Here is a 13,927-nt window from a genome sequence, read left to right as displayed (position 1 = left end):
GCTTTTCACTCCGATTGTGACAATTGGTTCGGAAACGATCGTTTACTCCCAGATCCCTTGTTTTCGATGGTTTTGAGTAGGCGGGCCAAGAGCATCCTGCGGTTGGGTACCCCGTGCCGTCTGCACATGACGGCGATCCGGGAGCGAATGGTGCTTTCACTTTGGCCAATCTGAGCCGCAATCTCATTCTGGCCGATTCCCTCTACCAGCATTTGGGCAATACGTAAGTCCGTCGGGGTGAGTTCGGGATGGAAAGGTTCTTTGGTTTCGAGGGAAGTGTAGAGAATTAATAACTCTGCCTGGATATCCCTAAGTTCCGTATGGCTTAGTTGCCTGGTGATCTCCAGGTGGCATAACGCGATCTGCATGGGCGCGAGGTTGCAGAGGATACTCATCGCGAGTTGCGAGGACGTTGTGATGCAGTAGGGGTGTGGATTCCCGGCTGTGGCCTCGCGCTGCGCCCGGACGATCAGCTCCCGGGGCAGGGCAGGCCAGCGTCCGGCGGGGTAGCGCCACCAGGAAGTCGTCTGCCAGCCTTTGCAATGACGGTGCAGGCGATAGACTTTGATTTGTCGGAACCAGCCCTGCTCTCGCCATCCTTTGGCGATTTCCGTGGGGGATCTTCCCAATGCATAGCATTTCAGTGCAGGACCCGCGCCGCACGCCGCGGGTTGGGCCAGTAGGTTCAGCCACATATTCGCTCCCTCCGATATGGAGATTAATTTATACTATGATGCGATAGTACCGCCCTTGGTGCCGATGTCAATATGTACCAAAGCGGCTCACTATAATGGCTATTGTAAAGCTATTATTTTTGAGTTGATGTTAAAATAACAAACAAATACAGTGAAATACAATTTATAGTGCGTGATTATAGAATATCTGTTTCTGATCTGTGGATTGTGTTTTAATGCAGAAAACATGTCGGCGCCAGAGGTAATGGGTGGAAGCTGACGTCACATACGGGGTATTGGTGCGATTCGTCGGGAATCGGTAATCGGATCGAAAAATGGGTGGAGGAGCGGATGGTAGACCAAAATATACTGGGTATTCTGGTGTTCGCTGCGGTGGCCGGATTTGTTTTGGTGGCTCTGGAGGCAACCCGGCAGGCTTTGGTGAAGGGGCGGGCGACCTTCGCTCGCGATGGGCAGGTCAGGTTGTCAGAGTTGTTCATCTTTGCGGACCCTGATCTGTTGTGGAAGCTAAATGTGGCGCTGGTGCTGATTTTACCGCTCACGGCCTGGCTGTTGCTGGGTTCGCCGGTGTTGGTCATTGCAGCGGCTACCCTCGCCGCATTGCTGCCGCGTTTTGCGTTGCGCTGGTTGCGGAAGCGGCGTTTGGATCGTCTGCATGTCCAACTGCCGGATGCTCTTATGATGCTGGCTGGCAGCTTGCGCGGTGGCGCCAACCTGCAGCAAGCCATGGAGGGGCTTTCCCGTGATCTGAGCCCACCCATCAGCCAAGAGCTAGCGCTGGTGGTGCGGGAGCAACGTCTGGGGGTTGCCTTCGAGGACGCCATAGACCATCTGGCGCGACGGGTACCGTCGCAGGATGTGCAACTGGTATCCTCGGCGCTGCGCATCAGTCGAGAGGTGGGGGGCAATCTTGCCGAAACGGTGGCGCGACTGGGACATACCATCCGCAAACGATTGATGATGGAGCAGAAGATTCAAGCATTGACGGCACAAGGCCGCCTTCAGGGTATGGTGATGACCATATTACCGGCTTTGGTTGTTTTTGCGCTCCTGCAGATCGAGCCACAGGCCATGGGTGCGCTGTTCAATACCATACGGGGCTGGGCAGTGCTTGCCATCGCCATCCTGTTTGAGGTGCTCGGCTATTTCTGGATTCGAAAAATCGTGAGCATTGAGGTATGAGTACGCCATGGACACTGTCAGTAGCCCTCGTCACCGGGATTTCCGTCGGGCTTTTGGTCTATGCGCTGGGGGTGCTGGTGCGGCAGATGGAGCCTTCACTGCGGGATTATATGGACCCCCTGCCAAAGGAGTTACGCCTGTTCTGGCCCCTTGTGCAATTCATCCGGTCCACGGTGATTATTTTTATTCCGGACCGCCTTCTGCTGCGCATCCACCAGCGATTACAGCGAGCGGGCGTTCATTATATGCTCAATGCTCGAGAGTTCGTGGCGCTCAAATGGGTCGGCACTCTGGCTCCATTGATTTTTATCTTTTTACTCTACATGGCGCTAGGAGTTTTTAATCTCTGGCTGAGCCTGCTGGCCGTGTTTATCGGCAGTTTTTATCCCGATCTGTGGCTTGTTGAGCAATCCCGGCGGCGGGGGCGGCTGATTCTCAAGGATCTGCCCGTTTATCTCGATTTTATCACTCTGATGATCGAGGGCGGGCTGAATTTGACCGGCGCCATGCAAGTGGCGGTGGATAAGGGGCCTCCGGGTCCGTTGCGTAATGAGTTCGGTGTCATGATCCGCGATTTGCGCGCGGGGACATCGAAGACAGACATTTTCCGGCGCTTTGGCGAGCGAGTTCCGTTGCCGGAGGTCCGGAGTCTGGTCAGTGCGCTGATTCAGTCGGAAGATCGGGGTGGTGATCTGGGGCCAGCGTTGCGGGCGCAGGCGGAACAGCGGCGCGAAGAGCGTTTCCTGCGCGCCGAAAAAATGGCGCTGGAGGCCCCGGTCAAGTTGCTGGCGCCACTGCTCGTCTTCATTTTTCCCATCACCTTTTTGATGCTAGCTTTTGTCATCTACATGAAGTTTCTTCAGGAAGGCGGCTTTTGACACAACAAGGCGTAGTTTGTCGGGGTGATCAGGTGCTCTGGTCTGAGGTGCAGATGGCGGACAGTTTTCTCGACCGTTTGCAGGGTTTGCTGGGCAAGGCCGGGCTCGCTGATCAGCAGGGGTTGTTGCTGACTGCTTGCGGGAGTGTACACACCGCGGGTATGCGTTTCCCCATCGATATCGTTTTCCTGGATGCCGATCTGAAGGTGTTGGCGTGCCATTCGCGTGTCAGGCCATGGCGGCTTAAATCCTGCCGGGGCGCCCGCGTGACGCTGGAGGTGGCGGCAGGCGGTGTTGAACGTCATGGAGTGGTTTCGGGACAGTGTTTTACGTGGCGGGTTGCATCATTGCGTCCTTGACTGATTGGAAGAAGACGGTCGCTGGACTGGGGACCTGTGCCATGTATGCCGTCTTACACCAATGCCTGCGTGCCGATGCGTTCCCCGTGGCCGAAAGCCTTTTGGTTGACGCCGGGCGCCGCTCGGGCAGGATCTGGCGCAATGGCGAGGGATGAGCGTCGGCCGACCTGGGCCATATTCCTGCTCCTCGGCGTGGTGTTGACGGTGACCCTGCAACTCGCCTCGGGTTTGCTCCTGGCCTTGGGCTGGATCTGGCTTCTGCCCTTCCACATCATCGACGGCCTGGTTGCCGCGCTTTTCCTTGCCGGTGAATGGTCCTGGCTCCTTGGCTCTGGGGCAGGTCGGCGGAGTGCGGCGCGGATCTTTCTACTTTCGGCGACGACACGGCGGCGGGTCGTTCGCCAGTGGCGCCATTTGGGGCGCGACGGCACCCTCCTGCGCGAGGGGCTGGACGCCGCTGTGGCGGGGGTCTTTCTGCTCCTGGCGAGCGTGACCGTGATCCTGGGTATCCTGCTGTGGCGGGGAGCGGGAGATCTCCTGCCCTGGCACCGCACACTGGCCGCCTTTCTGTTGTTGTTGTGGATACTGCATCTGGCGTTCAGCATCATCGATCATTGGCCGCGTCGGCACCGCAACGGCATATCTCCATGAGGTTATTCCGGGCAGCCGGTTCGTAAGCTTCCGCATATCGTCGGACGGGAGTGTTTGCAGAAAACCAGCCAACGAACGAGCGTCGGCGCCTTAGTCGGAACAGCGCATGCATTGCACGTCATAGCGCTTGATCCAGGCCTGGAGTGCCGCGACGGCATCCGGGCCGGTATGGAGGCGCTCCAGGGCCGTGGCCGGATCGTCAGGCTGCACCCGTGCGATCCAGGCATCGCCGTAGGGGTCGATGTTGATGAAATGGGGATTTTCCAGCAACGTGTCGTTGCGCGCTATCACCGTCCCGGCAAAAGGCACCGGGACGCCGCCGGCCCATTTGCCACTCTCCAGGGTGGCCACGTGTCGACCGGCCTCCAGGTGGGTGCCCACCTTTTTGATGCGGGCCTTTTGCAAGCGCCCCGACATTGTCTGGGCCGGATCGGTGACGCCGATGGTGAAGGTGCCATCCTCCTCGGGACGTGCCCAGACATAGTCCAGATCATAATGGAGGTCTTCCGGCAACTGGCAGCCTTGAAACTCACTCATTCCCTTTCTCCCTTGGTCCATCTGCTATGCGCTGCGCTGCGGCGGCGCCGTGATCCGGCAGGGCGTCCGCCAGATGGGGATAGAGTTCCGCCTCCTCCCTGGCGTCATGCTGCTTGAGAATGGTCTGCACCGTGCTCAGGAAGTCGTTGAACTCCTCGGCATCCTGCGCCTCTATGGCCTCGGCCATCTCTTGAAAGAACACCTGCAGGTCCTGATGCCCTTTGCGCAGCAAGGCCGTCAGGGAATGCTCGTCGCCACCCTCCAGCGCTTCGAATGCGGGAAACAGCATCGTTTCCTCCACGAACATATGTCCCTCCACGATGCCGCGACGAAACTGTTCCAAAAGCCCGGCAGCATCTTGCCATCGACTCTCCTGCACGGCGGTAGCGCAGGCTTCCAGAAGCGCGTCCAGCCGTTCATGGTCGTGTTGCATGATCTGATCTATGCTACCCACGGTACTCTCCTTTTTGAGTGTGGAGCGGGTAAAACGGTTACCGCTCCTGCAATCATAGCCCAATGTCGCCAGAGAGGTCGGAAATGAAAGTGCAACTATTGGTGTCGAAATGGTGCCCCACCTGCCCACAGGCAGAAAGAATCTGGACAGAAGCGGCACAAAAATTACCCATGGACCTGCAGATTCTGGATGTCGCTGAACGGGATGGTCGCGAGGTCGTCAGCCGACTGCGCATCAAAACCGTTCCTGCGGTGGTGGTGGATGGCACCTTGAAAGCTGTGGGCGTTCAGCCGTTAGGTGACGTTTTGAAATTGCTCGGCGCCTGAAGCCTGCCGTGCTTGGCAGCAGGGCGCCGAGGGTGTTGACCGCAGTGAAGGCCTCGGCGATGAGAAAGTGACATCGTTCCATGAAGTGCGCTATTGCAATGAGTCAACGAAAGTACGTATATTGTACAAGTATTATTAATCTCATGAAGGAAGCAGGGTAAGCCCGGCATTGGCTCGGGATACCTTATTTCTTTGACCGAAAAGGAGCATTGCCATGTCCTGCTGTGATCGCACCATCAAAGATGTCAGCACCGTACAAAAAACGGCCGAGGGTGTAGCCGTACACGTCGATAACTCGGTAGAGGCCAAAAAGGTCTTTGCCATCGTGGAAAACTGCCAGACCGGGCAATGCAACTGCATGAGCGCTGAAACCAAAGCCAAGGTGACGGGTATGGAGGTGGTTCAGGGAGAGGACGGCACCCAAATCCATATTGCGGGAGACCTGAGTCCGGAAGAAATCACTGCAGCCATGGCACGTTCCACGAAAACGCTCTGAGGAACGGTGACCCAAGGGCGGGGCTGGGGACGCTGTCGTCCCGGCCCCATTCTTTTCACAATGTGTCCGCTTCGTGATGGTCGGCGGGATGCGTGTGCAACCGGCAAGGCCCTATGGTGGTGGCGTTTGGCCGCGGTTCTGGAACGGGCTCAGATCTTCTTCTGACCAAAACCCAGACGCTCCCGTCTGCGTACGACATGATCGGCCAGCCAGGCTCCGGCGAGATAGCAGAGAGACCGGGAGAGTTGCGAAAACCATAGAGGCGGAATCAGCCTGTTCGATGCTTCCGCGAAATCCCTCACCAGGTAAGGATGCAGCACACCGCTGACGCCGATCCCCAGCAGCAAGGCGGTCAGTAGTGCAACCGCCCAGGCGCAGCAGCGTTTTTGCAGGAAGGCGTAAGCCAGACGAAAAATGATCGCGCCGAGCAGTGCGCTGAACAAACACTCGATCAACAGGATACGCAGCATTTTCAATTCCTCGGGGAAGCGTGTTGAGAGAATGGGCGCATCATTGCATCCTGTGCCGGAAGAGCCAGGCGGCAGCGCTCATGGAGAAAATCGCGATGAGCGCCAGGGGCCAGTATTGCGACCAGAGCATGGACATGTTGTCTCCCTCCAGAAACACCCCGCGCACGATCACCAGAAAATAGCGCATGGGGTTGATATAGGTCAGATCCTGTACCAGTTCCGGCATATTCGCGATAGGGGTGGCGAATCCCGAGAGGATAATGGCGGGTACCAGAAAGAGGAACACGCCCAGCAGTCCTTGCTGCTGGGTCACCGCCAGTGAGGAGATCATCAGGCCGATGCCTACCGCCGCCAGCAGGAACAGGGCCATACCCACCAGTAGTGCGAGTATGCTGCCCACAAAAGGCACGTGAAACCAGAGCACCGCCACCAGGGCGATGAAGCTGCCTTCCAGCCCCCCGATGATGAACCCGGGCAGGGCTTTCCCCACCAGTATCTCCACCGGATCCATGGGGGTCACCAGGAGCTGGTCAAAGGTTCCTTGCTCCCGCTCGCGCGCCACCGACAGGCCGGTCACCAGGAGCGTTACCACCAGCATGAGCAGGGCCACAATGCCCGGCACAATAAACCAGCGGGACAGCAGATTGGGATTGAACCAGGAACGGACCACCAGTTGTGCCGGCGGCCGACCCCAATGATGGTCCGCGGCCCAACGGGTATCAAAGGACAGCAGCACCGTATTGACGTAATTCAGGGCCAAAGTGGCCGTGTTGGAGTTGCGGCCATTCATGATCACCTGCACGGGAGCCGGCCGATGCAGCAGCAGGTCGCGAGTGAAGTGGGGGCCGATCTGCAAGACGAGCAGGGCCTTTTCGTTATCGATGAGCGGGGCTATCTGCCCCTCGTTTGTAATGGTCGCCACCTGCTGAAAAGCCGGAGAGCCTTGAAAATCCCCCAGCAGTTTCCGGGAGGCAAATCCGGTGTCCTGGTTGTAGACGGCATAGGGGATGTGGCTCAGGTCAAAAGTGGCGGCATAGCCGAAGACCAGTAACTGAATGAGGGGTGGACCGATGAGCACGAAACGGCTTTTCTTGTCCCGCAAAAGCGCGAGGAATTCCTTGATGACCAAGGCCCAGACCCGTGCTAGCATCAGTCCAGCCTCTTGTGGGAACGACGCAAGGTGACGCCGAGGAAAAACGCCGCCATCAGCAGCAGCGCCAGACTGTTCCAGAGAATGATGGGCCAGACATCCCCGGCGAGGAAGATGGTCTGCAGGATACTCACGAAATAGCGGGCCGCGACAATATGGGTGATGATGCGGATGGCCGCCGGCATCGACTGGATATCGAAGATGAAGCCCGAAAGAATAAAGGCGGGCAGAAAGGTGACGATGATGGCGATCTGCCCGGCCACAAACTGATTACGGGCGACACTGGAAATCAGCAACCCCATGCCCAGCGCCGTCAGCAGAAAGAGCGCCGAGCAGGCGAGCAGCACCCAGAAACTGCCGACCAGGGGGACGGCGAAAAGCCAGACGGCCAGTGCCACGGAGAGCAGCATACCGCCCATGCCCATGATAAAATACGGAATCAGTTTGCCCAGCAGAATCTCACTCATGGTGACCGGAGTGGCCATGAGGGCCTCCATGGTGCCGCGTTCCCACTCACGGGCCACCACCAAGGCGGTCAGCAAGGCGCCAATGAGGGTCATGATCACCGCGATCAGACCCGGTACCAGATAGTCCCTGCTGCGCAGGGCGGGATTGAACCAGATGCGGTCTTCGCCGTTCACCGGGATGATCAGCGGGGCTCCGGCATTGAGCGCGCGCTGTTGCAGCCAGTTCTGCCAGATGCCCTGCAGATAGCCCTCCAGAATGCGCGCATTGTTGGCATCTACCCCGTTGATCAGAACGCCGATGGAGGCGGTATTTCCCCGTAGTATCTGGCGGCTGAAGTCCTCGCGCAGCCAGAGGATGCCATCGGCCTTGCGTGCCATCAGTGCCTGCCGGGCACTGTGCATGCTGGTGTATATCTGTGGCTCGAAATAGGGGGACTGTTGCAAGCCGCCCACGAAGGCACTGGTTTCCGCCGTTGGTTGATCCACTACGACGGCGACCGGCACATGCTTGGCATCCAGAGACACACCGTAGCCAAACAGAAACAGCAAAAACACCGGCATGAAAAAGGCGATGGCGATGGCGGAAGGGTCGCGCAGGATCTGGACGAATTCCTTGCGGATCAGTCCGCGCAGGCGTTGCAGATTCATGACGCCCTCCGGATCCGGCTTTCGTGGGCCTGGATCAGGAGAATGAAGGCGTCTTCCATGCTGGGGTCGGGATGCTCTGCATCCTTGGCCTGGGCCCGCACCTGCTCGGGGCTGCCCTGGGCGAGCACTTCGCCGAGGGACATCAACACCAGGTTGTCGCAGTATTCGGCTTCATCCATAAAGTGGGTGGTGATCATTACGGTGACACCCGACTCTGCAAGGGCATTGACCCGCTGCCAGAATTCCCGGCGCGCCAGAGGATCGACACCAGAGGTGGGTTCGTCGAGGAAGAGGATGGGCGGTTCGTGTAGCAGCGCGCAGGCCAGGGCGAGACGCTGCTTGATACCCAAAGGTAGATCATCGGCGTTGACGTCGCGGTAGTCGCGCAACTGAAATTCCTGACGCGCCCAGTTCAGGCGATCCTGCCGCTGGGTACCGCGCAAGCCATAAGCCGCCGAGAAAAAGGCGAGATTCTGATCGCAACTGAGGTTGCCGTAGAGCGCAAACTTCTGAGAGACGTAACCGATGCGTGCCCGCGCCCGGCCGCTGGCGTGGCGCATGTCGACCCCGGCGACGCGCAAGGTGCCGGAGGACGCCGGTAACAGGCCACAGAGCATGCGGAAAGTCGTGGTCTTGCCAGCGCCGTTGGCGCCCAGCAGGCCAAAAATCTGCCCTTTCTGCACACGGAAGGTGTTGCCCTTGACGGCCTCGAAGTGACCGAAGAATTTGCAGAGATCGCGTACTTCGATGACGGTTTCCACTGCGGATTCCTGTCCCGGCGGTGCGCTGGCCGACGCCTGGGGTGCGGTGCCGGTCGCAGGAGCAGTGGTCGCCGCGCTGGCGGCTGTAGCGGTCACCGGCACGCCCAGCAAATCCACAAACGCATCTTCAAAGACCGGATCGACGGGTTGCCATTGTTCGCCCTCCGCCGCAGCGGGTTGCGCGGTGGTCCGGCAGAGCACCCGCACTCCCTCCGCCAGAATGCGGGCATCCTGAACACCCAGACGGGCTTGTAACGCCTCGCGTAGATGCCGCTTGCTGGTGGCATGGTTGTTGGTCACCAGCAAGCAGCGTCCTTGTAGGGGCGCGCCGAAGGCCTTGGGGGTGTCTTTCTTGAGCAGTCTGCCCTGATGGAGCAGGATGATTTCGTCGCAGCGCTCCGCCTCATCAAAATAGGCCGTACTCATGAGGACCGTCACGCCCTTGTCCCGCAGTCCCTGAACGATGTCCCAGAGCTCGCGGCGCGCGATGGGGTCGACACCAACGGTAGGTTCGTCGAGCAGCAGCAATTGCGGCGCGCGTAACAGCGCACAGGCGAGGCCGAGCTTTTGCTTCATGCCGCCGGAAAGGGCTCCGGAACGCCGCGCACCGAAGGGACCCAGGGCTGTCAGCTTGAGCAGGTCCTGCTGGCGGGCGCGGGCATCTTCCCGGCCGAGTCCCTGCAGGTCGGCATAGAGATCCAGGTTCTCTTGTACCGTGAGGTCTTCGTAAAGGCCGAAGCGCTGGGGCATGTAGCCGATTTCGCGCTGAATGGTATTGGCCTGGCTGCGAGTGTCTGCGCCCAGGACCGTCACCGTTCCGGTATCTGGCAGGAGCAGGCCCGTCGCCAAACGCATCAACGTTGTTTTGCCGGCACCATCGGGACCCAGCAGGCCGGTGACGGTGCCTGCCTGCAGCGCAATTTCCAGTCGGTCCAGCGCCTGCACCCGGGCTCGGCCGCGGGCGAAGCCCTTGCTGACCTCGGTAAAACGCAGCGGGGTATCAGCCTCAGCCACGGCTCAGTTTCCGCAAGGATGCGCAGAAAGCTTTTGCGGCTGGTTGTCTATCAGCGGAATATGAACGGTGACGGGCATACCCAGGCGCAGGCGATGCTGCGGATTGCAGGCATAGACCCGCACCCGGTACACCAACTCCGTACGCAACTCCGTGGTTTGCACGGTCTTGGGCGTGAATTCCGCAGTGGGCGAAATGAAACCCACCCAGCCCGAGAAAGATTTGCCCGGGAAGGAATCACTATCGATCGTCGCCTTCATGCCCAGTCGCACCTGCCCCAACGCCTTTTCCGGCAGATAGGCGCGCACCCAGACCGGATTATCCAATGCCAGAGTGAACACCGGGGTCTGCGGGGAAACCATGTCGCCCGGCTCCAGAATACGGTCCTGAACGACGCCGTCTTCTGGCGCATAAAGACGGGTGTCCGTGAGTTCGCGGCGCGCCAGAGACAGACCTGCCTTATCGGCTTGCAGCTGCTGCCGCGCCGCCGCAATATCTTCTTTGCGCGGCCCCTTGATAGCCAGGGTCAGTGCCTGCTGGGCGTGATCGAGATTGGCGCGGGCGGTCTTCAGGGCGGCGGCGGCGTTGTCGAGGCTTTGCTTGGGCACGTATTGCTCGGCGGCCAGGGACTGCTGGCGTTGCCAGGTGATCTCGGCATTGCTCAGGGTCGCTTGAGCGGCAGCGGCTTCGGCCCGGGCTTCGGCGATTTCTTCCGGACGGGAACCCGCCAGCAGGCGAGCTAGCACCTGCTCCTGTGCGGCCATGCCTGCGGCATCTTTATCTACAGCGTCCTGGAAGCGTACGGGGTCCAGATCGGCCAGCAATTGTCCCTTTTTTACCCGGTCGCCCTCCTGTACCCGAAGACCGAGAAGCCGGCCATTGTCGTCAAAGGCGGCTTGCACCTGGCGAATGTCGATATTGCCGTAGATGGTGACGGTTTTTTCTGGGGCGTGATTGCGGCTCAGAAAATAATAGGCGACCGCACCAGCAACGATAAGCACTACTACCAGTGCCAGTGCGCGTTTTTTGCGGGAAATGGCCATATTTATCTCCGATGGTTACGCGCGTTATGTTAGAACGCTTCGCGCCCTATTGACAGGATATTGACGGATTCCAGATGCGGTCGTGCCGCGCTGCCCGTGAGTGGGGGAGGATGGTCTGGATTCGGAGAAACGCATCAAGTGACGGGGGTGTTCGCCAAGCCGTTGCTTTGCATGATCATCGTACCCATGCGCCGTGCGCCTTGATGGGTAGATTAAGGCAGCAAAGTGCCGATGTGCTCCAGTTCCTGCCGCAGCTTTGCCGGATCTTTCTCCAGCAGTTCTACCACTGGTAACTGCAGCAAGGCTTCGATACGGTGGCGCAGGATATGGTAGGCAGTATCGAAAGCCGCTTCGATCTGCGCTTCCGTACCGGTCGCTTTGGCCGGATCGTCCACACCCCAGTGGGCACGGATGGCTGGTCCCAGATAGGCGGGGCAGGTTTCGCCGGCGGCACTGGCGCAGACGGTGATGACGATGTCCGGAGTCTCTTTCAGGTCCTCCCAGGATTTGCTGCGCAGACCTTCCGTAGGAAAGCCCTCACGCTTTAGCAGGCTTATGGAACGAGGGTGGACGTACCCTGCAGGATGGCTACCGGCGCTGCTGGCATGCATGCCCGGTCCGGCCAGCGCATTGAAGGTGACTTCGGCGAGAATGGAACGGCAGGAGTTGCCGGTGCAGAGAAAAAGGATTTCCGGGGTTTTCATCGCTGGTTTCCTTGGCGGACCGAAGAAGGGATGGTTGCACGGGGTAAAGCGCAATCCTGGGTACCGCGACAACAGTTTTCGGTGAGATACGCGACCAGCGCGCGCACCACCGGCATGGCTGCCCGGTAGCGCTGATAGCGTCCTTCGCGCTGCACGGTGACCAGCCCGGCGTGCTGGAGGTTTTTCAGATGAAAGGAAATGCCGTTGTGCGGTTGCCCCAGATGCTCGGCAATATCGCCGGATACCAGACCCGTCGGCTCCTGTTCTACCAGCAGGCGAAAGATCTCCAGGCGCACCGGCGAGGCCAGGGCCTCCAGGCGGGCGACGATTTGTGCAGGGTCTTGTAGTGATTCCATCGTATTATCCACGAATATTTCTTGCAGTATTGACAAGACCGTGGCGCTCGTCAAGACTTGGCTCTGTGCCCAAATCCGCGATTGATGTTGGAGGATGGTCTCGATGTGTCGCATGACGGGTATGCGAGAGGTGATTTAGCTCTAGGATGCGTTATTTTCGGACGAATCTTCAGTCGTTGGCCGGTTTTTCGCTCGATTGCCGGGGGCATACAGGCACCAGTGCGGAGTGCAGGCGCAGATCTACCGCGCCGGAGGCGTTCAATGGGACGTGGGCGGTACCAAGGAGCGTTCAGGGGGCCAGTTCGTGGAGCGTGGCGTAACCGCGAGCACGAATGTCCGCAAAGTCTTCTACAAAGGTTGGCCACCTTCAGGATCCAGGCACCGGCATGGCGGATGAGCCGGCCCGGCACCTGGAACAACCGCCGTCGCGGCGACCTTGCGGCAGATCGGCACCAAATTCATAAAACAAGCCCCGGATCTGGTTCACCTGCCTACGCCGTAGGCATACTCAATGGTCTGCAGGGTGGCGCCGCCTTTGGATGCCTTCAGTATTTCGATGCCTACCACATTCCCGTGATCATCATAATCCAAAATGACGCCGGGGCTTGCCTCGTCGCTTTCCATGACAGGATGCTCACTCAGTCGCATGGTCAGCGTATCCGTGTCCGGGTCGTAGCGTACTTTCATGATCCCCTCCAATACTTCTCTATCTTGCTGGTACGGTAGACGGTAATGATCCGCATAGGTAGGTCTTGGTCAGCCACGATAGCCCTGAGCAGCATAGGTCCTTCGGGAAAACTGATCACCGATTGGTAAGCCACCAATTCCTCTTTCTCCGGCACAACTTCTCCGGGCGTCTGCATGACCACATCCAAAATGGATTCAGGAATCCCCCGAATAGCCATTTCTTCTTGTGCATGTTTAGTGAGGATGTACTTCGTCATGCTTCCATGTCCTCAGAGGTTGCGGTAACCCACAATCTCCGGCTTGCGACGGCGCAAAAGGTCTGCCTGCTCCATGGTCCATACATAGAAGTCCTGGTCATACAGATTGACGGGCGTTTCGAGCTTTATTGCTGTTCCCATGGTCACGCCTCCTGTTGGGCATGTTTGGCACGGTAAAGCATAAGGCATACTCCGAAAAGAGCAAAGGATGGGTCGGCGTTGTGTCAACCCAATTCACAAATGTCCCCTTTTGAGCAAAGCAGAGATGTCCCCTTGGGGAGGGTCATGGAGAGGGTTCTGGGGAGGACGTTGGAGAGGAATAGCGATGCCCGTCACGGGGGACGGGCATCGGCGGCTTTTCATCGCGATGGGGTGATTACCAGGTCAGGACACGCCCGGCAGCGCCCAAGGAGGGCAACGCCGCGCTGGGAGTGAGGAGTGGAATCGGCTTGTCCACATCATCGGCCGTCATGCCGTTGAGTTCCAGGGATTGGAGGCAACCGATGAAGCGCACGCCGTTATCTTCGGCCAATTTCATGAAGTCGGCCACGCTCTTGCCCCCGGCCATGGGAAAGATGGATTCGGCCTTACCCTTGCGCAACAGTTCTGTAGCAGGACCGGTGAAATACATGATGACATTCTGCTCGGCGGCTGCCGCCGTGGCGGCGAGGAAAAAGGCCGAAGGTAAACGCTTGGGGTTTTCCGGCCCGGTAATGAGGACGACAACGAGATCTGCAGCTTGTGCGTCGGACATTCAACACCTCCTGGCAATGGGAAAGCGGGAGCCACGGCCG

The 13,927-nt window shown here is 58.9% G+C and carries 20 protein-coding genes; 6 read left to right on the top strand and 14 right to left on the bottom strand.

Annotated features, from left to right (window positions below; translation table 11 throughout):
- Positions 1-5: 5 nt before the first annotated feature.
- The gene (locus tag F6A13_RS13500) at positions 6-695 is read right to left on the bottom strand and encodes a helix-turn-helix transcriptional regulator (RefSeq protein WP_113527529.1); all 690 of its coding nucleotides are present in this window, start codon (positions 693-695) and stop codon (positions 6-8) included.
- Between the two features lie 330 nt (positions 696-1,025).
- Here F6A13_RS13500 and F6A13_RS13495 point away from each other — a divergent pair, with 330 nt between their 5' ends.
- From F6A13_RS13495 to F6A13_RS13480, 4 genes are all read left to right on the top strand, one after another.
- Positions 1,026-1,877, top strand: coding sequence for a type II secretion system F family protein (locus F6A13_RS13495; protein WP_113527528.1), 852 nt, complete (start codon positions 1,026-1,028; stop codon positions 1,875-1,877).
- The gene (locus F6A13_RS13490) at positions 1,874-2,755 is read left to right on the top strand and encodes a type II secretion system F family protein (protein WP_126604412.1); all 882 of its coding nucleotides are present in this window, start codon (positions 1,874-1,876) and stop codon (positions 2,753-2,755) included. Before F6A13_RS13495 ends, F6A13_RS13490 begins: the two co-directional genes overlap by 4 nt.
- Positions 2,752-3,114 carry a DUF192 domain-containing protein gene (locus F6A13_RS13485; protein ID WP_126604411.1) on the top strand — a complete coding sequence of 121 codons (363 nt, stop codon included), beginning with the start codon at positions 2,752-2,754 and terminating at the stop codon, positions 3,112-3,114. Before F6A13_RS13490 ends, F6A13_RS13485 begins: the two co-directional genes overlap by 4 nt.
- A gap of 141 nt (positions 3,115-3,255) precedes the next feature.
- Positions 3,256-3,765 carry a hypothetical protein gene (locus F6A13_RS13480; RefSeq protein WP_126604410.1) on the top strand — a complete coding sequence of 170 codons (510 nt, stop codon included), beginning with the start codon at positions 3,256-3,258 and terminating at the stop codon, positions 3,763-3,765.
- 90 nt (positions 3,766-3,855) lie between these two features.
- Here the strand turns inward: F6A13_RS13480 and F6A13_RS13475 are convergent, their stop codons facing one another.
- Positions 3,856-4,302, bottom strand: a complete 447-nt coding sequence (locus tag F6A13_RS13475; protein WP_113527524.1) for a glycine cleavage system protein H — start codon at positions 4,300-4,302, stop codon at positions 3,856-3,858.
- Entirely contained in the window at positions 4,295-4,756 is a 462-nt protein-coding gene (locus F6A13_RS13470; protein ID WP_113527523.1) for a hemerythrin domain-containing protein, read from the bottom strand. Before F6A13_RS13470 ends, F6A13_RS13475 begins: the two co-directional genes overlap by 8 nt.
- Before the next feature lie 83 nt (positions 4,757-4,839).
- Here F6A13_RS13470 and F6A13_RS13465 point away from each other — a divergent pair, with 83 nt between their 5' ends.
- Both F6A13_RS13465 and F6A13_RS13460 read left to right on the top strand, forming a co-directional pair.
- Entirely contained in the window at positions 4,840-5,082 is a 243-nt protein-coding gene (locus tag F6A13_RS13465) for a thioredoxin family protein (RefSeq protein ID WP_113527522.1), read from the top strand.
- 214 nt (positions 5,083-5,296) lie between these two features.
- Positions 5,297-5,578, top strand: a complete 282-nt coding sequence (locus F6A13_RS13460; protein WP_113527521.1) for a hypothetical protein — start codon at positions 5,297-5,299, stop codon at positions 5,576-5,578.
- Between the two features lie 149 nt (positions 5,579-5,727).
- Here the strand turns inward: F6A13_RS13460 and F6A13_RS13455 are convergent, their stop codons facing one another.
- The 11 genes from F6A13_RS13455 to F6A13_RS13405 all read right to left on the bottom strand — a co-directional run bounded on the left by F6A13_RS13455 (position 5,728) and on the right by F6A13_RS13405 (position 13,887).
- Positions 5,728-6,048: a hypothetical protein gene (locus F6A13_RS13455; RefSeq protein WP_225981846.1), complete on the bottom strand. Its 321-nt coding sequence runs from the start codon at positions 6,046-6,048 to the stop codon at positions 5,728-5,730.
- 40 nt (positions 6,049-6,088) lie between these two features.
- Positions 6,089-7,198 carry an ABC transporter permease gene (locus F6A13_RS13450; RefSeq protein ID WP_151528350.1) on the bottom strand — a complete coding sequence of 370 codons (1,110 nt, stop codon included), beginning with the start codon at positions 7,196-7,198 and terminating at the stop codon, positions 6,089-6,091.
- The gene (locus F6A13_RS13445) at positions 7,198-8,313 is read right to left on the bottom strand and encodes an ABC transporter permease (RefSeq protein WP_113527518.1); all 1,116 of its coding nucleotides are present in this window, start codon (positions 8,311-8,313) and stop codon (positions 7,198-7,200) included. The genes F6A13_RS13450 and F6A13_RS13445 overlap by 1 nt, the downstream gene beginning before the upstream one ends.
- Positions 8,310-10,088 carry an ATP-binding cassette domain-containing protein gene (locus tag F6A13_RS13440; protein ID WP_126604408.1) on the bottom strand — a complete coding sequence of 593 codons (1,779 nt, stop codon included), beginning with the start codon at positions 10,086-10,088 and terminating at the stop codon, positions 8,310-8,312. Before F6A13_RS13440 ends, F6A13_RS13445 begins: the two co-directional genes overlap by 4 nt.
- A 3-nt stretch (positions 10,089-10,091) precedes the next feature.
- Positions 10,092-11,129, bottom strand: a complete 1,038-nt coding sequence (locus F6A13_RS13435) for an efflux RND transporter periplasmic adaptor subunit (RefSeq protein WP_126604407.1) — start codon at positions 11,127-11,129, stop codon at positions 10,092-10,094.
- Positions 11,130-11,341: 212 nt separating this feature from the next.
- Positions 11,342-11,833, bottom strand: a complete 492-nt coding sequence (locus F6A13_RS13430; RefSeq protein ID WP_126604406.1) for an arsenate reductase ArsC — start codon at positions 11,831-11,833, stop codon at positions 11,342-11,344.
- The gene (locus F6A13_RS13425; RefSeq protein ID WP_113527514.1) at positions 11,830-12,189 is read right to left on the bottom strand and encodes an ArsR/SmtB family transcription factor; all 360 of its coding nucleotides are present in this window, start codon (positions 12,187-12,189) and stop codon (positions 11,830-11,832) included. The genes F6A13_RS13430 and F6A13_RS13425 overlap by 4 nt, the downstream gene beginning before the upstream one ends.
- 483 nt (positions 12,190-12,672) lie before the next feature.
- The gene (locus F6A13_RS13420) at positions 12,673-12,876 is read right to left on the bottom strand and encodes a DUF2283 domain-containing protein (RefSeq protein ID WP_113527513.1); all 204 of its coding nucleotides are present in this window, start codon (positions 12,874-12,876) and stop codon (positions 12,673-12,675) included.
- The gene (locus F6A13_RS13415; RefSeq protein ID WP_113527512.1) at positions 12,873-13,133 is read right to left on the bottom strand and encodes a DUF4258 domain-containing protein; all 261 of its coding nucleotides are present in this window, start codon (positions 13,131-13,133) and stop codon (positions 12,873-12,875) included. The genes F6A13_RS13420 and F6A13_RS13415 overlap by 4 nt, the downstream gene beginning before the upstream one ends.
- Before the next feature lie 12 nt (positions 13,134-13,145).
- Complete coding sequence (locus F6A13_RS13410) at positions 13,146-13,274, bottom strand: DUF29 family protein (protein ID WP_181710144.1); 129 nt, start codon at positions 13,272-13,274, stop codon at positions 13,146-13,148.
- A gap of 235 nt (positions 13,275-13,509) precedes the next feature.
- A complete protein-coding gene (locus tag F6A13_RS13405; protein WP_113527510.1) occupies positions 13,510-13,887 on the bottom strand; it encodes a DsrE family protein in 378 nt (125 codons plus the stop codon).
- Positions 13,888-13,927: the final 40 nt, after the last annotated feature.

Origin of the sequence: Acidithiobacillus sp. 'AMD consortium' (assembly GCF_008926505.1) — a bacterium.
Lineage (GTDB): Bacteria > Pseudomonadota > Gammaproteobacteria > Acidithiobacillales > Acidithiobacillaceae > Acidithiobacillus > Acidithiobacillus ferridurans.
Note: the sequence above shows the minus strand (reverse complement) of the source record. Positions and strands in the feature narration are given on the sequence as shown.